This is a genomic window from Geodermatophilus sp. CPCC 205506 (assembly GCF_051383635.1).
In the GTDB taxonomy this organism is placed as follows: Bacteria; Actinomycetota; Actinomycetes; order Mycobacteriales; family Geodermatophilaceae; genus Geodermatophilus.
The window spans coordinates 18,274-37,903 of sequence record NZ_JALPKP010000034.1; the positions used below are offsets into that span (position 1 = coordinate 18,274).

The 19,630-nt window shown below is 74.3% G+C and carries 22 protein-coding genes and 1 riboswitch; of the genes, 6 read left to right on the forward strand and 16 right to left on the reverse strand.

The genetic code is table 11. The annotated features are described in order from the left end of the window. Positions 1-51: 51 nt before the first annotated feature. Both gdhA and MY520_RS18620 read left to right on the forward strand, forming a co-directional pair. Positions 52-1,401, forward strand: a complete 1,350-nt coding sequence (gene gdhA / locus MY520_RS18615) for an NADP-specific glutamate dehydrogenase (RefSeq protein WP_436694052.1) — start codon at positions 52-54, stop codon at positions 1,399-1,401. Between the two features lie 24 nt (positions 1,402-1,425). Then, the gene (locus MY520_RS18620) at positions 1,426-1,734 is read left to right on the forward strand and encodes a hypothetical protein (RefSeq protein ID WP_436694053.1); all 309 of its coding nucleotides are present in this window, start codon (positions 1,426-1,428) and stop codon (positions 1,732-1,734) included. Here the strand turns inward: MY520_RS18620 and MY520_RS18625 are convergent. Further along, positions 1,731-2,765, reverse strand: coding sequence for a uroporphyrinogen decarboxylase family protein (locus tag MY520_RS18625; protein WP_436694054.1), 1,035 nt, complete (start codon positions 2,763-2,765; stop codon positions 1,731-1,733). The two genes, MY520_RS18620 and MY520_RS18625, sit on opposite strands and share 4 nt — an antisense overlap. A gap of 47 nt (positions 2,766-2,812) precedes the next feature. Between MY520_RS18625 and MY520_RS18630 the strand changes: the two genes are divergently transcribed. Next, positions 2,813-3,400, forward strand: coding sequence for a gamma carbonic anhydrase family protein (locus MY520_RS18630; RefSeq protein WP_436694055.1), 588 nt, complete (start codon positions 2,813-2,815; stop codon positions 3,398-3,400). A 10-nt stretch (positions 3,401-3,410) separates the two neighbouring features. Here MY520_RS18630 and metX read toward each other — a convergent pair whose 3' ends face one another. The 9 genes from metX to MY520_RS18675 form a co-directional block, all read right to left on the reverse strand. Further along, a complete protein-coding gene (gene metX, locus MY520_RS18635; protein WP_436694056.1) occupies positions 3,411-4,526 on the reverse strand; it encodes a homoserine O-acetyltransferase MetX in 1,116 nt (371 codons plus the stop codon). A gap of 15 nt (positions 4,527-4,541) precedes the next feature. Beyond that, positions 4,542-5,837: a bifunctional o-acetylhomoserine/o-acetylserine sulfhydrylase gene (locus MY520_RS18640; protein WP_436694057.1), complete on the reverse strand. Its 1,296-nt coding sequence runs from the start codon at positions 5,835-5,837 to the stop codon at positions 4,542-4,544. 43 nt (positions 5,838-5,880) lie between these two features. Continuing rightward, a riboswitch (SAM riboswitch) is annotated at positions 5,881-5,996 on the reverse strand. Positions 5,997-6,080: 84 nt separating this feature from the next. Further along, positions 6,081-6,854, reverse strand: a complete 774-nt coding sequence (locus tag MY520_RS18645) for an amino acid ABC transporter ATP-binding protein (RefSeq protein ID WP_436694058.1) — start codon at positions 6,852-6,854, stop codon at positions 6,081-6,083. After that, positions 6,851-7,813: an amino acid ABC transporter permease gene (locus MY520_RS18650; protein WP_436694059.1), complete on the reverse strand. Its 963-nt coding sequence runs from the start codon at positions 7,811-7,813 to the stop codon at positions 6,851-6,853. The genes MY520_RS18645 and MY520_RS18650 overlap by 4 nt, the downstream gene beginning before the upstream one ends. Before the next feature lie 16 nt (positions 7,814-7,829). Beyond that, on the reverse strand, positions 7,830-8,771 hold the full coding sequence (locus tag MY520_RS18655) for an ABC transporter substrate-binding protein (protein ID WP_436694060.1): 942 nt from the start codon (positions 8,769-8,771) through the stop codon (positions 7,830-7,832). Between the two features lie 116 nt (positions 8,772-8,887). After that, positions 8,888-9,319, reverse strand: a complete 432-nt coding sequence (locus MY520_RS18660) for a hypothetical protein (protein ID WP_436694061.1) — start codon at positions 9,317-9,319, stop codon at positions 8,888-8,890. 92 nt (positions 9,320-9,411) lie between these two features. Further along, the gene (locus tag MY520_RS18665) at positions 9,412-10,308 is read right to left on the reverse strand and encodes a mechanosensitive ion channel family protein (protein ID WP_436694062.1); all 897 of its coding nucleotides are present in this window, start codon (positions 10,306-10,308) and stop codon (positions 9,412-9,414) included. Between the two features lie 48 nt (positions 10,309-10,356). Continuing rightward, a complete protein-coding gene (locus tag MY520_RS18670; RefSeq protein WP_436694063.1) occupies positions 10,357-11,139 on the reverse strand; it encodes a thioesterase family protein in 783 nt (260 codons plus the stop codon). A 25-nt stretch (positions 11,140-11,164) separates the two neighbouring features. Next, positions 11,165-11,542, reverse strand: coding sequence for a hypothetical protein (locus tag MY520_RS18675; RefSeq protein WP_436694064.1), 378 nt, complete (start codon positions 11,540-11,542; stop codon positions 11,165-11,167). A gap of 183 nt (positions 11,543-11,725) precedes the next feature. On the opposite strand from MY520_RS18675, the gene MY520_RS18680 reads away from it, so the two are divergent. Together MY520_RS18680 and MY520_RS18685 are read left to right on the forward strand one after the other, a co-directional pair. Further along, positions 11,726-12,166 carry a VOC family protein gene (locus MY520_RS18680; RefSeq protein WP_436694065.1) on the forward strand — a complete coding sequence of 147 codons (441 nt, stop codon included), beginning with the start codon at positions 11,726-11,728 and terminating at the stop codon, positions 12,164-12,166. 82 nt (positions 12,167-12,248) lie between these two features. Continuing rightward, a complete protein-coding gene (locus tag MY520_RS18685; protein ID WP_436694066.1) occupies positions 12,249-13,199 on the forward strand; it encodes an EamA family transporter in 951 nt (316 codons plus the stop codon). Between the two features lie 51 nt (positions 13,200-13,250). On the opposite strand, the gene MY520_RS18690 is transcribed toward MY520_RS18685, so the two are convergent. After that, positions 13,251-14,234, reverse strand: a complete 984-nt coding sequence (locus tag MY520_RS18690) for an ABC transporter substrate-binding protein (RefSeq protein WP_436694067.1) — start codon at positions 14,232-14,234, stop codon at positions 13,251-13,253. A 127-nt stretch (positions 14,235-14,361) separates the two neighbouring features. On the opposite strand from MY520_RS18690, the gene MY520_RS18695 reads away from it, so the two are divergent. After that, positions 14,362-15,291: a siderophore-interacting protein gene (locus MY520_RS18695; RefSeq protein WP_436694068.1), complete on the forward strand. Its 930-nt coding sequence runs from the start codon at positions 14,362-14,364 to the stop codon at positions 15,289-15,291. 15 nt (positions 15,292-15,306) lie between these two features. On the opposite strand, the gene MY520_RS18700 is transcribed toward MY520_RS18695, so the two are convergent. From MY520_RS18700 to MY520_RS18720, 5 genes are all read right to left on the reverse strand, one after another. Continuing rightward, on the reverse strand, positions 15,307-16,134 hold the full coding sequence (locus MY520_RS18700) for an ABC transporter ATP-binding protein (protein WP_436694069.1): 828 nt from the start codon (positions 16,132-16,134) through the stop codon (positions 15,307-15,309). Further along, positions 16,131-17,210, reverse strand: a complete 1,080-nt coding sequence (locus MY520_RS18705; RefSeq protein WP_436694070.1) for a FecCD family ABC transporter permease — start codon at positions 17,208-17,210, stop codon at positions 16,131-16,133. The genes MY520_RS18700 and MY520_RS18705 overlap by 4 nt, the downstream gene beginning before the upstream one ends. Further along, a complete protein-coding gene (locus MY520_RS18710) occupies positions 17,207-18,280 on the reverse strand; it encodes a FecCD family ABC transporter permease (protein ID WP_436694071.1) in 1,074 nt (357 codons plus the stop codon). Before MY520_RS18710 ends, MY520_RS18705 begins: the two co-directional genes overlap by 4 nt. Before the next feature lie 118 nt (positions 18,281-18,398). Continuing rightward, the gene (locus MY520_RS18715) at positions 18,399-19,121 is read right to left on the reverse strand and encodes a mycothiol-dependent nitroreductase Rv2466c family protein (protein WP_436694072.1); all 723 of its coding nucleotides are present in this window, start codon (positions 19,119-19,121) and stop codon (positions 18,399-18,401) included. Then, on the reverse strand, positions 19,118-19,612 hold the full coding sequence (locus tag MY520_RS18720; RefSeq protein ID WP_436694073.1) for a glutathione peroxidase: 495 nt from the start codon (positions 19,610-19,612) through the stop codon (positions 19,118-19,120). Before MY520_RS18720 ends, MY520_RS18715 begins: the two co-directional genes overlap by 4 nt. Between the last annotated feature and the right edge of the window lie 18 nt (positions 19,613-19,630).

Sequence of the window (19,630 nt, forward strand, 5' to 3'; positions counted from 1 at the left end):
GAGCCGTTCCGTAGCGTTCCCTGGTCGGACCGTGACCGGAGGAGGGCCAGGGTGGGCGGCGAGGTTCCCGCGACGGTGCAGGGCATCTACGACGAGGTGCTGCGACGCAACCGCGGCGAGACGGAGTTCCACCAGGCGGTGCGCGAGGTGCTCGAGTCCCTCGCCGTCGTGCTCGACCGGCACAGCGAGTACGCCGAGATGAAGACCGTCCAGCGCATCTGCGAGCCCGAGCGGCAGATCATCTTCCGCGTCCCGTGGCAGGACGACCGCGGCGAGGTGCACATCAACCGCGGCTTCCGCGTCGAGTTCAACTCCGCGCTGGGGCCCTACAAGGGCGGGCTGCGCTTCCACCCCTCGGTCGACCTGGGGATCGTCAAGTTCCTCGGCTTCGAGCAGGTCTTCAAGAACGCCCTGACCGGCATGCCCATCGGCGGCGGCAAGGGCGGCTCGGACTTCGACCCCAAGGGCCGCTCGGACGCCGAGGTCATGCGGTTCTGCCAGTCGTTCATGACCGAGCTCTACCGGCACCTCGGGGAGTACACCGACGTGCCGGCCGGTGACATCGGCGTGGGCGCCCGGGAGATCGGCTACCTCTTCGGCCAGTACAAGCGGATCACCAACCGCTACGAGTCCGGGGTCATCACCGGCAAGGGGCTGGGCTGGGGCGGCGCCCTGGTCCGCACGGAGGCCACCGGCTACGGCGCCGCCTTCTTCGCCGAGGCGATGATGGAGGCCGCGGGGGAGTCCTTCGACGGCAAGCGGGTCGCCGTGAGCGGCTCGGGCAACGTCGCCGTCCACGGCATCGAGAAGGTGCACCGGCTCGGCGGAACGGTGGTGGCCGCCTCGGACTCCAGCGGGTACGTCGTCGACGAGAAGGGCATCGACCTCGACGTCCTCAAGCAGGTCAAGGAGGTCGAGCGGGGCCGGATCGGCGACTACGCCGACCGCGTGGGGACGGCGAGCTTCGTCCCCGGCGGCAGCATCTGGGACGTCCCCTGCGACGTCGCGATCCCCAGCGCCACGCAGAACGAGCTGGACGGCGACGCGGCCGCCGTCCTGGCCCGCAACGGCTGCCGGTACGTCGTCGAGGGCGCCAACATGCCGGCCACCCCGGAGGCGGTGCGGGTCTTCCGGGACGCCGGCATCGCGTTCGCCCCCGGCAAGGCGGCCAACGCCGGCGGGGTGGCCACCTCGGCGCTGGAGATGCAGCAGAACGCCTCGCGCGACCGGTGGACGTTCGAGCACACCGAGGAGCGGCTGGAGGAGATCATGCGCGGCATCCACGCCCGCTGCCACGCCACCGCCGACGAGTACGGCTCACCCGGCGACCTCGTGCTCGGGGCCAACGTGGCGGGCTTCCTGGAGGTGGCCGAGGCGGTGCACGCGCACGGCCTGGTCTGAGGGACCGTGCGGCAGGCTGCCGGCATGAGCCGACCCGGCAGCGACGTCCCGGCGGTGCAGGTCCTCGTCGCCGATCTCGAGCCGCGGCCGGGCGGTCGGCTCGTGCGCGCCGCCCGCCTGCTCGCCGCCTTCACCGCGGAGCTGGCCCTCGGGCTGCTCCCCGCGCCCGCCCTGTTCGACGTCGTCGTCCGGCGGCGCAGCGACCGGTCCGAGGTCGTGCGGGTGCCGGCGGTGGACACCACCACGCCCGGCGACCTGCTCCGCTTCGTCCGGGAGCAGCTCGAGACCAGCGACGCCGGGACGTTCCTCGCGGAGTGGCGCGAGCGGGCCTAGACCTCCCGGCGCAGCACCTCCGCGGCCAGGGCCAGGGAGCGCATCTTGCCCTCGGCGGCGGCCCGCGGCAGGTACTTGAGGCCGCAGTCGCTGGAGAGCACGAGCTTCTCGACGTCGACGTCGTCCAGCGCGCGGCGCACCCGGTCGGCGATCACCTCGGGCGTCTCCACCTCCGGGGTCGACAGGTCCAGCACGCCCAGCGCGATGCCCTTGCCGCGCAGCGGCCGCAGCTGCGCCGGGTCCAGGTGCGACTGCGCCGTCTCGACCGACACCGCGGCGACGGGGGTGTCGGCCAGCTCCGGCAGGAAGGAGTAGCCCTCCGGCCGCTCGGACACCATCGCGGCGTAGCCGAAGCACAGGTGCAGGTGGACCGGCCCGGCCGCGCCCTCCACGGCCCGGGTCACCGCCTCGGCCCCGTACCGGCGGGCCACCTCGGGGCGGGCCTGCAGCCACGGCTCGTCGATCTGCACGATGTCCGCGCCGGCGGCGAACAGGTCGGCGATCTCCGCGCGGACGACGTCGGCGTACGCCAGGGCGAGGGCGCGGTCGTCGCCGTAGTGCTCGTCCTGCGACTGCTGGGCCATCGTGAACGGACCGGGGACGGTGATCTTCACGGTGCGGTCGGTGGCGGCCCGGAGGAACGCCACGTCGCGCGCCTGGACCGGCGCCGGACGCCGGATCTCCCCGACCACCCGCGGCACCGGGATCGGCCGGCCCGAGCGGTTGATGACCGACCCGGGGGTGTCGATGTCCACGCCCTCCAGCGCGGTGGCGAAGTGGTTGGAGTAGGACTCCCGGCGCTGCTCGCCGTCGGTGAGGATGTCCAACCCCGCGGCCTCCTGCGCGCGGACGGCGAGCAGCGTGGCGTCGTCCTGCGCCTCCTCGAGCTGCTCCGGCGCCACCCGCCACAGCTCGCGGGCCCGCACGCGGGGCGGGGTCTGGTGGGCCAGCTTGTCGTGGTCGAGCAGCCAACCGGGCTGCGGGAGGCTCCCGACGACGGAGGTGGGCAGCGGCGGCAGCGGTGCGGGCATGCGGCGAGTGTGCCCGACAGGTGCATTGCGGGCGGCACTGTGCTGGGGTGTGCACCGTGGCGGACAACTACATCGCGGAACTGGAGTTCGGCGCGCCGAAGATCGACGACGAGGCCTTCGTCGCGCCGACGGCGATCGTGGTCGGTGCGGTGACCATGGGGCCGCACTCGAGCATCTGGTACGGCGCGGTCGCCCGCGCCGACCACGAGGTCATCGAGATCGGCGAGGGGACCAACGTGCAGGACGGCTGCACGCTGCACTCCGACCCGGGCTTCCCCCTCGTCCTCGGCCGGGGGGTCACCGTGGGGCACAACGTGGTGCTGCACGGCGCCCGGGTGGACGACGACGTCCTGGTCGGCATGGGCAGCGTCGTGATGAACGGCGCCCACATCGGCTCGGGGTCGATCGTCGCCGCCGGCGCCGTCGTCACCCAGGGCACCGAGGTCCCGCCGGGCTCCCTCGTCGGCGGCGTGCCGGCCAAGGTGCTCCGGCAGACGACCGACGACGACCTCGCCCACATCCGGGGCAACGCCGAGAGCTACACCTCGCGGCTGGCCTCGGCGCGGCGGGTCCGGCCGGTGGTCCGCCACAAGCTGCCCCCGGCCGGCCAGGTGCCCGGCGACGCCATGGACTGAGCCGCGCAGCTCAGCCGGCCAGCAGCTCCCGCACCAGCGCACCCACGGCGTCGATCTCGATGAGGAACCCGTCGTGGCCGTACGGCGAGGAGAGCACCCGCAGCGGGACGCCGAGGCCGTCGGCGACCAGCTGCTGGAGCGCGAGCGGGTACAGCCGGTCGCTGTCCACGCCGGCCACCACCGCCCGCGCGGTGACCCGGGACAGCGCCGCCTCGACCCCGCCCCGGTCGCGGCCGACGTCCCAGGAGTTCATCGCCTCGGTCAGCACCACGTAGCTGCCGGCGTCGAACCGGGCGGCGAGCTTGCCGGCGTGGTGGTCCAGGTAGGAGGCGACCGCGTACCGGCCGTCGCCCTGCACCGCGGTGCCGAAGCGCTCCTCCAGCTCCCCGCCGCTGCGGTAGGTCAGGTGCGCGATCCGCCGGGCGACGCCGAGCCCGTCGACCGGTCCGGGGCCGGGCAGGTAGTCCCCGCCGGCCCAGGCCGGGTCGGCACGGACGGCGGCCTGCTGGGTGGTCTGGGTGCCGATCTGGTCGGCGGTCGCGGCGGCACCGGAGGCGAGGAAGAACAGCGCTCCGACCCGGTCGGGCAGCCCGACCGCCCACTCCAGCGCCCGCATGCCACCCATCGAGCCACCGAGCACCGCCGTCCACCGGTCGATGCCGAGGGCGTCGGCCAGCGCGGCCTCCACCCGCACCTGGTCGCCCACGGTGACGGCGGGGAAGCGCGCGCCCCACGGGGCGCCGTCCGGGGCCGGGGACGAGGGGCCGGTCGTCCCCTGGCAGCCGCCGAGGACGTTGGCGCAGACGACGAACAGCCGGTCGGTGTCCAGCGGCGCCCCGGGCCCGACGAGCCCGTCCCACCAGCCCGGCGTCGGGTGGCCCGGGCCGGGCGGGCCCACGACGTGGCTGTCGCCGGTGAGCGCGTGCTCGACCAGGACGGCGTTGCCCCCGCCGGGCGCGAGCGTCCCCCACGTCTCGTAGGCCACCCGGACCGCCGGCAGCGACCCGCCGCGGTCCAGCCCGAGCGGACCGGGCAGGTCGAGGAAGCGCCGGTCGCCGACCGGGTCCCCCTCGCGCCAGCCGCCCGGGCGCGGCGGGGCCCAGGGGGCGACCCGGGCCCCGCTCACGTCAGGACGTCCTTCTCACTCGGCGGACTTCGCGGCGCGGAAGCCGGCCTCCAGGTCGGCGAGGATGTCGTCGATCCCCTCCAGGCCGACCGCCAGCCGCACCAGGCCGGGGGTGACGCCGGTGGTCAGCTGCTCCTCGGCGGTCAGCTGCGAGTGCGTCGTCGACGCCGGGTGGATGACCAGGCTGCGCACGTCGCCGATGTTGGCCACGTGGCTGTGCAGCTCCAGCGCGTCGACGAACCGCTTGCCGGCCTCGACCCCGCCGTGCAGCTCGAAGGTGAGGACGGCGCCGGCGCCGCGCGGCGCGTACTTCCGCTGCGCGGCGTGCCACGGGGACGACGCCAGCCCCGGGTAGTTGACCCGGTCGACGGAGTCGTGCGCCTCGAGGAACTCCGCGACCCGCTGGGTGTTGGCCACGTGCCGCTCCATGCGCAGCGACAGCGTCTCGATCCCCTGCACGACGAGGAAGGCGTTGAACGGCGAGATCGCCGGGCCGAGGTCCCGCAGCAGCTGCACCCGTGCCTTGAGCGCGTACGCCGGCGCGCCGAGGTCGGCGTAGACGACGCCGTGATAGGTCGGGTCGGGCTCGGTGAAGCCGGGGAACTTCCCGCCGGTCCAGGTGAAGTTGCCGGCGTCGACGATCAGCCCGGCGATCACCGTGCCGTGCCCGCCCAGGTACTTGGTCGCCGAGTGCACGACGACGTCGGCACCGAACTCGATCGGCCGGATGAGGAACGGGGTGGCGATCGTGTTGTCGACGATCAGCGGGACGCCGTTGCGGTGCGCCACCTCCGACACCGCGCTGATGTCGAGGATGTCGCCCTTGGGGTTGCCGATCGTCTCGCCGAAGAAGGCCTTGGTGTTCTCCTGGACCAGCGACTGCCAGTTCTCCGGGTCGTCGGGGTCCTCGACGAAGGAGACGGTGACGCCGAGCTTGGGCAGCGAGTGGTGCAGCAGGTTGTACGTGCCGCCGTAGAGCGAGGCGGACGCGACGACGTGGTCGCCGGACTCGGCGATGTTGAGCAGCGCCAGGGTCGTGGCGGACTGCCCGCTCGACACCGCCAGCGCCGCGACGCCGCCCTCCAGCGAGGCCACGCGCTGCTCCAGCGCGTCCTGCGTCGGGTTCATGATCCGGGTGTAGATGTTGCCCATCTCGGCCAGCGCGAACAGGTCCGCGGCGTGCTGGGCGTCGCGGAACTGGTAGGCGGTGGTGGCGTAGATCGGCAGGGCACGGGCCCCGGTGGTCGGGTCGGGGCTCGTGCCGGCGTGGATCTGCCGGGTCTCGAAGCTCCAGCTCTGGGGGTCGGGCATGCGCCGGTCTCCTCTCATCGGGAGACCCCGCGGCGCGCGAGGACCTCCGTCCTTGCCGGACGGCGGGCGCCGACCGGCCGGCTCTTCCCCTGGAGCACCTCGGACGGAGTCGAGGTTGCCGGGCAGCCAGCCAGGTGCTTCGCACTGCCTCTCGTGAGCCAGACGCGATCTTATGCAGACGGGAGCACACCCGGCACAGGGGCCCCAGGCGCATCGGGGCCGGTCAGGCGGCGGAGGCCGGCCCTAGAGCACCTTGGAGAGGAACGCCCGGGTGCGGGCGTGCTGGGGGTCGCCGAGCACGCGCCGCGGGTCGCCGGCCTCGACGACCACGCCGTCGTCCATGAAGACCAGGGAGTCGCCGACCTCGCGGGCGAAGCCCATCTCGTGGGTGACGACGACCATCGTCATCCCCGACCCGGCGAGCCCCCGCATGACGTCGAGGACCTCGCCGACGAGCTCCGGGTCCAGCGCGGACGTCGGCTCGTCGAAGAGCATGAGCTGCGGCTCCATCGCCAGGGCCCGGGCGATCGCCACCCGCTGCTGCTGGCCGCCGGAGAGCTGGTTCGGGTAGTTGTGCACCCGGTCGCCGAGGCCCACCCGCTCCAGCAGCTCGACGCCCCGCCGGCGGGCCTCCGCCTTGCGCACGCCCTTCACCTGGGTGGGTGCCTCGACGACGTTCTCCAGCGCCGTCATGTGCGGGAAGAGGTTGAACCGCTGGAAGACCATGCCGATGTCGCGGCGCTGGGCAGCGACCTGCCGGTCGGGCAGCTCGTGCAGCTTGCCGCCGTGCTCGCGGTAGCCGACCAGGTGCCCGTTCACCCACAGCCGGCCGGCGTCGATCTTCTCCAGGTGGTTGATGCAGCGCAGGAACGTCGACTTCCCCGAGCCGGAGGGGCCGATCACGCAGACCACCTCGCCGGCGGCGACCTCCAGGTCGATGCCCTTGAGCACCTCGACCTGACCGAAGGACTTGCGCACGCCCTCGGCCCGGACCATCGGCTGTCCGTCCCCGGTCACTTCTGGCCCCCGACCTCGCGGGCCTCGCGGGCGGCCCGCTGCGCCCGCGTCTCCCGGCTGCCGAAGCCCCGGTTGAACCGCCGCTCCAGGAAGTACTGGCCGATCATCAGCAGGCTGGCCAGCGCCACGTACCAGAGGATCGAGGCCACGGCCATCGGGATGATCTGGAAGGTCCGGCTGCCGATCGCCCGCAGCTGGAAGTTGAGCTCCGTCGTCACCGGGACGGCGATGAGCAGCGAGGTGTCCTTGAGCATCGCGATCGTCTCGTTGCCGGTCGGCGGGATGATGACGCGCATCGCCTGCGGCAGCACGATCCGGCGCATGGTCTTGCCGCGGCTCATCCCCAGGGCGGAGGCGGCCTCGTTCTGGCCCGGGTCGACCGACTGGATCCCGGCCCGCACGATCTCGGCCATGTAGGCGCCCTCGGAGAGCACGAGGCCGATCAGGCCCGCGGTGAACCCGGCGAAGATCTGGTTGCCGTTCAGGCCGAACAGGCGCAGGTCCGCGTCGAACCCGAACAGGTCCATGAGCTGCCGGTCGAAGGGGAACCCGAACTCGTAGGTGGCGTAGAGGGCGCCGAGGTTCGCGACGAAGAAGAGCAGGACGATCCGGGGGACCGCCCGGAAGAGCCAGATGTAGGTCCACGCCGCGCCCGAGACGACGGGGTTGGGCGACAGCCGCATCACCGCGAGGACGATGCCGAGCAGCACGCCCAGCACCATCGCCAGGACGGTCATGATCAGCGTCGTCCGGGCCCCCCGCAGCACCGGCGGGCTGAACATGTTGTCGAGCATGAAGTCCCACTGGAACACCGGGTTGGTGGCCAGCATGTGGACGAACATCGCCACCAGCACCGCGATGACGGCGGTGGCGATCCACCGTCCGGGGTGCCGGACCGGCACCGCCTCGATGCGTCCGGGCGGCGCCGGCCGGGTGGTGCCGGGGGCCTCGGCGGCCATGGGTGTGGTGCCCTCGTCAGCCGACGGCGGGGTTCACCGTCGGGGCGTCGATGGCGCCGTCCTCCACGGCCCAGCGCTCGAGGACCTCGGTGTAGGTGCCGTCCTCGATCAGGGCGCTGAGAGCGTCGGCGATCGCCTGCGCGAACTCCGTCGCCTCCAGCGGGACGACGTACCCGTACGGCGCGGCCTCGTAGATGTCGCCGAGCAGCTCCAGCTGGCCGCCGGTCTGCTGGACGGCGTAGGCCATGACCGGGGAGTCGGCCAGCCCGGCGACGGCGGCACCGGAGACGATCGCCGCGGTGGCGTCGCTCTGCAGGTCGTACTGGTTGATCGTGATCGGCTCCTCGCCGGCCGCCTCGCACGCCTCCGAGCGGGCGGTGATGTCGTCGACCTGCACGGTGGCCCGCTGCACCGCGATGGTCAGCCCGCAGGCGTTGTCGGGGTCGACGCCCTCGGGGTTGCCGGCCTTGGTGGCCCACTGGGTGCCGGCCGAGTAGTAACTGATCATGGTGGCCTGCTGCAGCCGCTCGGGGTTGATCGTGAACGAGGAGACGCCCACCTCGTACCGGCCCGAGCCCACGCCGGCGATGATCGAGCCGAAGTCGGCGGTCTCGAACCGTGCCTCCAGCCCGAGCTTCTGCGCGACCAGGCTGAACAGGTCGACGTCGAAGCCGACGATCGTCTCGCCGTCCTCGGCGATGAACTCGCTGGGCGCGTAGCTGGTGTCGCTGCCGACGGTCAGGACGCCGTCCTCGGCCACCTCCGCCGGCACGAGCGCGGCGAGCGCGTCGTCGGCCTCGACGCTCGGCAGCGGCTCGCCGGTGGGGCCGGCGCCGGCGTCCCCACCGCTGCCGCCGTCCCCGCCGGAGTCGTCCCCGCAGCCGGCGAGCACGAGGGTCAGCACGGCGGCGGTCGCGACGGCGGCCCGCCCGGGCCGGGTCAGGGATCGGATGGCCACGCGTGTTCCTCCTCCGGGTGCACCTCGACGATCGAGACGCGGGGTGCTGATCTTGCCCTGCGGAGGGCGGGCCCGGCGCGCCGAGGTGCCTGGTCCTCGCGCGGTGGTGGCGACCGTCACGGGGTCGGGGCGTCCGCCGGCGGCGTGGTCGAGGGGGCCGGCGCCGTCGTCGGCTCGGCCGGGGTCGTGCCCGGCCCGGTCGTCTCCGCAGGGACTTCGGTCGTCCCGCCCGCCGGTGCCTCGGTCGTCGTCGGACCGGTCGGTGCGGTCGTCGGGGTCGGCGTCGGCTCGGTGGTCTCGGCGGGAGCGGTCGTCTCCGCCGGCTCCGTGGGCTCGGCCGGGACCGGGGCCTGCGGCGCCGGCGTGGAGCTGTCGACCGGGGCGCTCGTGCCGGCGGCGGTGACCTCCGGCCGCACGGAGAGGTAGAGCGCGAGGAAGGCGATGAAGAGCAGGCCCAGCACGAGGGTCGAGGTGCGGGCGCGGCCCAGGTGGTGGGGGACGAACGACCACCAGCGCCGCGTCCCGCCGGCCGGTGGCGAGGTCCTCACCGAGGGCGTGTTCGCCGCCGGGGTCGTCGGCGTCGGCGTGGACGTGGACGTGGGCGGGGGTGGTGGCGTCGGCCGGCCGTCGTCGGGCCGCGTCACCGGGCGCCGTCCCCGGAGCCGGTCCGGGCGTCCTCAGGGGGCAGGGGGGACGTCGGCGTCGGCAGGTTCATGCCCTCGCGGTGCAGCGCCAGGACGATCCGGGCGCGCAGGTCACGGCCCACCTCGAACTGCTTGCCGGGCAGCGTGCGGGCCACCAGGCGGACGTTGACCTGCTCGAGGTCGAGGGTCTCCACGCCCATCACGCTGGGCGGGTCGAGCAGCAACGGCCGCATGAGCGGGTCGCGGAAGGCCTCGGCCCCGACCTCGCGCAGGACCTCGTTGACCCGGTTGACGTCGATCGTCGTCGGCACCGGGACGTCGACGACGGCGCGGGCCCAGTCGCGGGAGAGGTTGGTGACCTTGACGATCTGCCCGTTCGGGAGGGTGATCACCTCGCCGTTGGGCGAGCGCAGCCGGGTGACCCGCAGCGTGACGTCCTCGATCGTCCCGCTGGCCTCGTCGCCGCCGCCGACCACCTGGATGGCGACGACGTCACCGAAGCCGTACTGCCGCTCGGTGATGATGAAGAACCCGGCCAGCACGTCACCGACGATCCGCTGCGCGCCGAAGCCGAGGCCGACGCCGAGCACGGTCGCCGGCGCGACCAGCCCGCCGATGGGGATGCCGGCGCGGTCGAGGACGAAGAAGACCGCGATGGCGTAGATCAGCACGATCAGCGTCCAGGTGATCACCTGGGTCAGCGAGTGCCGGTGCTTGGCCGCCTCGGAGCGGACCAGGGCGTCCCCGCCGGTGGACTGGGCGTCGATCCGATCGGTGATCCGGGTGCCGGTCCAGGCGACGAACCGGGCCAGCAGGACCGAGCCCAGGACGATGAGGACGACCTCCAGTCCCCGCCCGGCCAGCCAGTCGAGGAGTGTTCTCAGCGCTTCCATCGCGCCCCAGCCTCCCCGCGCGCCCGCGACGGTGCCAACCCGCCCCGGTCAGCGGGTCTCGACGAACAGCGACTGGCTCGACCGGCCGACACGCCCCGTCACGTCGTAGAGGTCGGCGAAGCACTGGCCGGCGCCGGCCGGCCCGATCGTGGTGACGGCGTCCATCCCGACCCACTCGCCGGACGGCGGCCGGACCAGCGCGACGGAGAGGTCGACGTTGGCGAAGGTGGCGCGGGTCCAGTCCAGGACGGCGGAGATCCCGCTGGCCGCGTCGGTCATGACCAGCAGGTGCTGCAGCGGGGTCATCGGCTCGCCGTCCACCAGGGTGCACCGCGCCCGGGTCCAGGCGGCCGCGGGGCCGGGGCCGTTGAAGGTGCCGTGCGCGAACCGCCAGTCCAGCGCCCGGTGGTAGGCGACGTCGGTGGTGAAGAAGTCCGCCGTCTCCGGCCGGCTCCCCTCCGGCCCGGGCAGCGGCACGCCCGGCTCCGGCGTGCCCGCGGTCTCCCCGGTGCGCACCCGCCAGGCGGTCAGCCGCATGAGCGGCCGGTCGCCGCCGGCGGTGAGGGTGCTCTCGACCAGCTCGATGCGGCGCCCCGGCCGCAGCAGGCGGGCGGCCACCTGCACCGGGCCCACCGGCACCGGCCCCAGGATGTCGTAGGCCAGGCGAACGGTCTGCCCGCCGTCGATGCCGCTCACCCGCTCGGCCTCGCGGGCCAGCAGGGCGGCGGGCGGGCCGGCGTGCTGCAGCCCGGGGTCCCAGGGACCGATCGTCAGGGCGGTGGCCCGGTAGCCGCCGTCCACCGGCTCGTAGAGCGCCGCGGGGAGGTCCATGCCGGGCAGTCTGCCGCCGCCCCGCTCAGGAGTGGCGGGTGGCCCAGACGGCGAAGGCGGTCCACGCCGCCGCCGCCACGGCGGCGACGATCCACAGCCAGCGCAGCGAGCCGGCGGGGTTGGCGAGCACGAGCAGCACCGAGACGACCAGCACGGCGCCGGCCAGCGGCGGCGTGCGCAGCAGCTCGGCGAGCGTGTCCGGCCCGGGGATCGCGACGAACACCACCAGGGCCACGACCAGCAGGAAGCCGCAGAGGCCGGCGAGGAAGAGCGCCGTCACCCCGTACTCGCCCGGCAGCGCCCAGGACCCGAGCAGGCCGAGGACGACGCCGCCCGCCAGCCCGGCGAGCAGGCGCCGGCGGCGGGTCGACCAGGGGGGCCGGGCATCGAACTCCTGGGACACGAGCCGACTGTGCCCGGTGCCCCGGAGGGGCACACGGGCGCCGATGAGTTCCGGCCGCCGGCCGCGTCCATGCTGCGAGAGGGCCGCCCGGGACCTCCGGACGACGGGAGCGGCCGTTGCGGGGCGCGGACGAGCGCACCGATGAGAACCTGACCTGGCGGAAGAACACAGGAGGTCGCACCCATGTCGCCCATCCGGAGCTTCGATCACGTCGGCATCACCGTCAGAGATCTCGACACGGTGACGGACTTCTTCGTCGGGCTGGGCTTCGAGATCGAGGGCCGGACGGTGCTGGAAGGGGAGTTCCTGGACACGGTCATCGGCATCCCTGACTCCCGTACCGAGGTCGTCGTGCTGCGGCCGCCCGACGGAGGAACCGGGCTGGAACTGTCGAGCTTCATCCGGCCGGACCCCGAACCGGGTTCGCCGGACCCCGTGCCGAATGAACTGGGGTTGCGCAACGTGACGTTCGAGGTGGACGACCTCCAGGCGATCCTCGACCGGCTCGCCGGGGACGGCTACCGCCTGGTCGGCGGGGTCGGTCAGTACGAGGGCGTCTGGCGCATGGCGTCCGTGCGCGGACCCGAGGGGTTCATCGTGAACCTGGCCCAGCGCATCGACTGATCCGCGTCGGCCGGACGCACGCGGCGGCGCCACCGACGGCCGGTAGGGGGCACGAGGGGATACGGGGACTACTTTGCTCCACGTGCCCCGGCCCGCCCTCGGATACGCCGCCACCGTCGCCGCCGCGTGGTTCTTCGCCGTCAACGGCACGGTGTCGACGCTGGTGCTGCAGGCCGGTCTGCCGCCGACCCGGCTGACCGCGCTGCGCTGCGTCGGGGCGGCGGTCGGGCTGCTCGTCGTCCTGGCGGTCGCCGCGCCGCGGCGGCTGCGCCTCACCCGGCGCGAGGTGCCGTTCCTCGCCGTCTTCGGGGTGGTCGGCGTCGCGCTCACCCAGTTCCTCTACTACGTGTCGATCGGCCGGCTGCCGGTCGGCATCGCGCTGGTCTTCGAGATGACCGCGCCGGTGCTGATCGCGCTCTACGTGTGGCTGGTGCGCGGCGAGCGGGTGCGCAGCCGGCTGTGGGCGGCGCTGCTGCTGTCCCTGTCCGGGCTGGTCTTCGTGGCCGAGGTCTGGCGGGGCGGCGGCTCGCTGGACCCGCTCGGCGTGGTCGCCGCGCTGGCCGCCGCGGTCTGCCTGGCCACGTACTACCTGATGGGCGAGCGCGGCACGGTGAACCGCGACCCCGTGGCCCTGACCTGCTGGAGCTTCGTCGCCGCCGGACTGTTCTGGTCGATCGCGGCACCGTGGTGGGAGTTCGACGCCGGGCTGCTGGCGGAGCCGGTGCCGCTGTCGATCGGCGCGCTCGAGCTGCCGCTGTGGGCGCTGGTCGCCTGGATCGTCGTCCTCGGGGCGATGGTGCCGTTCTGGCTGTCGATCGCGGCGCTGCGGCACCTGTCGCCGACGACGGCCGGCCTGGTGGCGACCGTGGAGCCGGTGCTCGCGTCGGTCGTGGCCTGGCTGTGGGTCGAGCAGGTGCTCAGTGGCTGGCAGGTGCTCGGCGGCTTCGTCGTCCTCGTGGGGATCGGGCTGGCCCAGACCGCGCGGGCGACGGCCGTCCGGGCGGCGGTGCCCCAGGCCGTCGCGCCCTCCTGAGCGGCGCCGCGCGGGGAGGGGCAGCCTCCCCGCGCGACGCCGTCCCGTCGCTCAGGTGACCTTCTGCGCCTCGGTGAGGTAGCCGGCCAGATCCTCCATGTAGGCGGCCTGGGCGACGTGGTCCATCCCGATGTACTTCCACGGGTACAGCTGGCCGGCCTGCACCGCCGGGAGCAGGGTCGCGGTCGGCTGCGCCGCGATCTCCTCCGGCGTCATGCTGAACCGCAGCGAGTAGAGCAGGACGTCGCTCGGGTACCGGGGGACCTCCTCCCAGCCGACCGACTCCCAGAAGTAGCCGTCGCCGCCCGGGTCGACGAACTGGACACCGAGGTCCTGGTAGAGGTGCAGCGAGGGGTCGTCGGCGGCCTTGTTCATCCACCAGCCGTCGGCGACGGTGGCGTACACCGGCAGCACGGTCACCCCGCTCGCGGCCGCCTCGGTGAGGGTCTGCGACGCCGCGTCGAAGTCCTCCCGGGCCGCGTCGATCACCCCGCCGTCGGCGCCGAGGGACTCGGCGAACTCGACGGTCCGCTCGATCACGTCGGCCGCCGAGCCGCGGTAGGCGATCGCGACGACCGGGGCGATCCGGGCGACCTGCTCCTGCTGCTCGAGGGACTCGAAGCCGTAGAGCGGCTGGGTCTCGTCCAGGGTGCCGGAGGCGTCGGTCGGGTAGACCGAGGTGACGATGATGTCGGGGTCGGCCGCGGCCAGCTGCTCGAGGTCGATCTGGCCATAGTTCTCGCCGAGGATCTCCAGGTCGCCGAGGTCCCTGCCCTCGAAGGCGACGTCGTCCTGCGCCGAGGTCTGGCCGAAGGCGGCGACCGGCTCGATGCCGTAGTTCCAGAGCGAGGCGACGACGTCGTTGAGCCCGGCGATCCGCGTCGGCGTCTCGTCCAGCTCGACGGTGGTGCCCATGTCGTCGGTGAACTCCCAGCCACCCTCTCCCGAGGCGCTGGTGCCGGCCGCGCCGGCGCAGCCGGCGGCCGCGAGCACCGCGGCCAGGGTGAGGGAGGCGCCGATCAGGCGGCGCGACATGCGGTGCAACGGGATCTCCTCGCTCGTCGGGGGCGCAGGGGTGTTCCCCTGGACCGGCGTGTCAGGTTAGCCTTGCCTTACCTGGATGGCGCAAGGGGCTGTCCTGCCGCGAGATCGGAGCCTCCGCGTGACGCTCACCGCGCAGTCGCAGGTCGCGACCGCCCCCGAGTGGCAGTTCTTCGACGTCAGGGTCGCCGCCGTCCGCCGGCTGGGCCCGAGCTTCGTGCGCGTCACGCTGACCGGCCCGGAGCTGACCGGCTTCGGCCTCGCCGGTGACGACCAGCGGTTCAAGCTGGTCCTGGGCGGCGACGCGGCCGCGCTGCGCCGGCTCATCGCGCACGGCTCGGCCTGGTACCCCGAGTACTGCGCGATGGCCGAGGACGAGCGACCGCACATCCGCACCTACACCGTGCGGGCGGCCCGCCCCGACCTGGCCGAGATCGACGTCGACCTGGTCCTGCACGGGGTGGCGGACGGGCACGCCGGGCCGGCGGCCCGGTGGGCGGCGACGGCGGTCCCGGGCGACCGCGTCGTCGTGCTGGGCCCCGACCGGCCCGGCCGCGGGCGGATGTGGGGCGTCGAGTGGTCCCCGCCCGCCCGGGCGCGGACCCTGCTCCTGGCCGGCGACGAGACCGCCGTCCCGGCGGTCTGCGCGATCCTCGAGTCGCTGGCGGCCGGCCCCCGGGCGGTGATCGCGCTGCTCGAGGTGCCCGAGACCGGCGATGCGGTGGACCTCGTGCTGCCCCCCGGGGTGAGCGTGCGCTGGCTCGCCCGGGAGGACGCCGCGCGCGGGTCGCTGCTGGTGCCGGCGGTGCGGGCCACGCTGAGCGAGCTGGGGGTGGTGGCCGCGCCGGCCGCGGCTCCGGAGGACGTCGACGTCGACACCGAGCCGCTCTGGGAGGTCTCCGAGGGCGACGCCGCCGCCGGCTGCTACGCCTGGCTGGCCGGCGAGGCGGGCGTGGTCAAGCAGCTGCGCCGGCACCTCGTGGGCGACCTCGGGGTGCCCCGCGGCGCGGTGGCGTTCATGGGCTACTGGCGAGAGGGCGTCGCCTCCTAGGGCGCGCGCCGGCGTTCACCGCAGCCGGCGGACCGGGACGACCATCGGGGTCCCGGCGACCGGGTCGGGCACGACGCGGGCCTCGAGGTCGAAGACGTCGGCCAGCAGCTGCTCGGTGAGCACCTCGCCCGGCGTGCCGGAGGCGACCAGGACGCCGTCCTTCATGGCCACCAGCCGCTGCGCGTAGCGGGCCGCGAGATTGAGGTCGTGCAGGACCACGACGACGGTCCGGCCCCGCTCGGTGTGCAGGCGCTCGACCAGCTCCAGCACGTCGATCTGGTGGGACAGGTCCAGGTAGGTGGTCGGCTCGTCGAGCAGCAGCAGGTCGGTGCCCTGGGCCAGCGCCATCGAGATCCAGGCCCGCTGCCGCTGGCCGCCGGAGAGCGCGTCGACGGGGCGGTCGGCGAGGTCGGACATGTCGGTCCAGGCCAGCGCCTCGGCGACGGCGGCCTCGTCCCCCCGCGACCACTGCTCGAGCCACGACTGGTGCGGGTGCCGGCCGCGGGCGACCAGGTCGCCGACGGTGAGTCCCTCGGGCGCCACCGGCGTCTGCGGGAGCAGCCCGAGCACCTTGGCCACCTCGCGGGTCGGCGTCTTCTGGATGGCCTGGCCGTCGAGCAGCACCTGGCCGCCGGCCGGCCGGAGCAGCCGGCCCAGCGCGCGCAGCAGCGTGGACTTGCCGCAGCCGTTGGGGCCGACGATCGCGGTGAACGACCCGTCGGTCAGCTGCAGGTCCAGGTCGTGGACGACGACGCGCTCGTCGTAGGCGAGGCTGACCGACTCGGCGGCGAGACGGACCCTCCCGGTTCCCGTGGTCGGCGTCTCGGGCAGGGTGCTGGTCACAGCGTGGATCGCCTCCTTCCGCGGATGAGGAGCCAGAGCAGGTACGGCGCGCCGACGACGGCGGTCAGGATGCCGACGGGCAGCGCCTCGGGCAGGACGGTGCGGGTCAGCAGGTCCGCGCCGACGACCAGGGCCGCGCCGAGCAGGCCGGAGGCCAGCAGCGGCGGCCGCGAGCCGCCGGTGAGGCGGACGGCGATCTGCGGGACGACGAGCGCGACGTAGGAGATCGGTCCCGCGGCGGCGACGGCGGAGGCGGTGAGCCCGACGGCCACGAGGACGACCGCGGCCTGGGTGGGGCCGAGCCGGACGCCGAGCCCGCGCGCGGTGTCGTCGCCGAACTGCAACACCCCGAGGGCCCGGCTGCAGCCCAGCGCGAGGGGGAGCAGGACGGCGAGGGACAGCGCGAGGGGGAGGGCCTGGTCCCAGGTGCGGGAGTTGAGCGAGCCGGTGATCCAGACGTAGGCGGAGGCGGCGTCGTAGATCTCGGCGCGGGTGAGCAGCCAGTCGGTGAGCGCGGAGGCGACCGCCCACAGCGCGATGCCGACGAGCACGAGCCGGTAGCCGTCCACCCCGCGCCGCCAGGCCAGCACGAACAGCAGCAGCCCGGTGAGCAGCGCGCCGACCAGGGCGGCCAGCGGGATGCCGAGGCCGCCGAGCAGGCCGGCGGCGCCCGACGTCCCGCCCAGGACGATCGCCGCCACCGCGCCGACCGACGCGCCCTGGGTGATCCCGAGGATGTCGGGGGAGGCCAGCGGGTTGCGGGCGAAGGTCTGGAAGAGGGCGCCGGCGACCCCGAAGGCCAGGCCGACCAGCGCCCCGACGACGATCCGCGGCGCCCGCAGCTCCAGGACGATGAACCGCTGGCTCGCCTCGCCGAGGCCCACGAGGGTCGCGAGTACGTCGCCGACGCCGATCGGGAAGTCACCCCGGCCGAGGCTGGTCGCGCCCAGGACGACGACGACCGCCGCCGCGCCGGCCGGCACGACCAGCTGCCGCCACCGGACCCGGCCGGAGACGGGTCCGACGCGGACGACGGTCTCCCCGGGCTGGGCGACCCGCTCCGCGGTGGCGGTCACGGGCCGGCCAGCCGGCGGCGGCGGATCAGCGCGATGAAGAACGGCGCACCGGCCAGGGCCAGCACGATGCCGACCTGCAGCTCGCCCGGGCGGACGACCACCCGTCCCACGACGTCGGCGAGCAGCAGGAAGGCGGCGCCCAGCAGTCCGGAGCAGGGGACCAGCCAGCGGTGCGAGGGGCCGGTGAAGGCGCGGACGACGTGCGGGACGACCAGCCCGACGAAGGCGATCGGCCCGCAGGCGGCGGTGGCCGCGCCGCACAGCAGGGTGACCGCACCGAGGCCGACGAGCCGGGCGAGCCAGACCCGCTGGCCCAGGCCGCGGGCGACGTCCTCGCCGAGGCCGAGCAGGTCGAGCGCGGGGGCGTTGACCAGGGCGAGCACCAGGCCGGCGGCGATGAACGGCGCGACCTGCCAGGCCACGTCAGCGCCGCGGCCGGCGAGCGCGCCGACCACCCAGAAGCGGAAGCTGTCGAGGCTGTTGGTGTCGGTGACCAGGATGGCGCGGACCAGGGCGTACAGGAGCGCGGTGAGCGCCGCGCCGGCCAGCGCCAGGGTGACCGGGGTGCCGCCGCCGCGGCCGACCGACCCGAGGGCGAAGACGGCCACCGTGCCGAGCAGCGCGCCGATGAAGCCGAACCAGACGTAGCCGGCCGGGGTGCCGACGCCGAACAGCCAGATGGCGAGGACGACGCCGAGGGAGGCGCCCGCGGTGACACCCAGCAGGCCGGGGTCGCCCAGCGGGTTGCGGGTGTGGCCCTGGGTGAGGGCGCCCGCGACGCCGAGGGAGAGCCCGACGAGGAGCCCGAGCGCGGTGCGCGGCATCCGCAGCTCGCGCACGATCACCGCCTCCTCGCTGGTCAGCCCGGAGTCGGTGAGGGCCTGCCACACCGTGCCGAGGCCGATGCCGTGGGTGCCGACCGCGATGCTGAGGGCGGCGGCGACGACGACGAGGACCGCGAGCAGGAGCACGCCGGTCAGCCGGGCGCTGCGGGCCTCCAGGAGACCGCGCTGCCGGCCGGTCGCCGCCGTCCCGGCGCTGCGAGGAGCGGCGTCGGTCGTCGAGGACACGAGCGGCTCCAGGGACGGGCAGACGGCGAGGTTAGCCTCACCTTAGCTGCCGGAGGCCGCGCGCGGGAGCTGACGGTCGGGCGAGTGCCCCGGACGTGGTCGCCAGCGGTGCCGGCGGCTACCCGTGCGGGCGGCGGCTGCCGCCGTGCCAGTCCTCCTGGATCCCCACCTCGCCCGGCCGGACGCCGAACGCGGGCAGCTGGGGCCGTTCGCGCAGGCTCCGCTTCAGCTCGGCGAACCCGGGGAAGCGGGCCAGGCCCACGACGTGGTCCCACAGCTCCTCGGCGGCGTCCTCGTCCGGCAGCCGGCTGATGACCGGGCCGAAGAACGCGGCGCCGTCGGGGGGCTGGAAGTGCAGGATCGGCGTCCCGACGTCCTCGCCGGTGAGCCGCAGCGCCTCGTCGGTGTCGGCCTGGATCTCCGCGTCGTAGCGGTCGTCGTCGAGCGCGTCGGCCAGGTCGGCCGGGAGGCCGGCGTCGGCGAGCACCGGCTCGACGAGCGCGGCACGCCCCCGCTCGGCCTCGTCCGGGACGTGGTCGGACTCGAAGATCCGCGCACCCATCGCGGCGTACAGGGGGCCGAGGACGGCGGGTCCGTGCTCGGCCCGGGCGCGGGCTGCGACGCGCAGCAGCCGGAGCCCGGCGGTGTGCCCGGCCTCGTACTCGGGCGGGAACCGGGCGGTGTAGTCGACGTGCCGGTTGAGCAGCCGCAGCGAGATGAGCCGCCACTCGACGGTGTAGTCGCGCCGCGCGGCGACGGTGCGCACCCACCTGCTGGTCAGCCACGCGAAGGGACACACGGGGTCGAACCAGAAGTGCAGGTCGGCGCCCGGGCTGCTCACCGGTCGAGCACGGCTTCGATCGCCTGCCGCACCTCCGGGGCGTCGGGCTGCGTGGTCGGCCGGAACCGGGCGACCACCTCCCCGTCACCGTCCAGCAGCCACTTCTCGAAGTTCCACTGCACGTCGCCGGCGGTCCCCGCGGGATCCGGGGCTCCGGTCAGCCGCTGGAAGAGCGGGTGCGCGTCCGGCCCGTTGACCTCCACCTTCTCGGTCATCGGGAAGGTGACGCCGTACGTGGTCGAGCAGAACCCGGCGATCTCCTCGCTCGTGCCCGGCTCCTGCCCGGCGAACTGGTTGCACGGGACGCCGACGACGGTGAACCCGCGCGGGCCGTACTCCCGCTGCAGCGCCTCGAGCTGCGTGTACTGCGGCGTGAGACCGCAGCGGCTGGCCACGTTGACGACGAGCGCCGCACCGCCGCCGGTCAGGGCACCGACGGTCGTCTCCTCGCCCTGGAGCGTCGTGAGGGGCAGGTCCAGCAGGTCGCTCATGTCTCTCCTCTTTCCGTC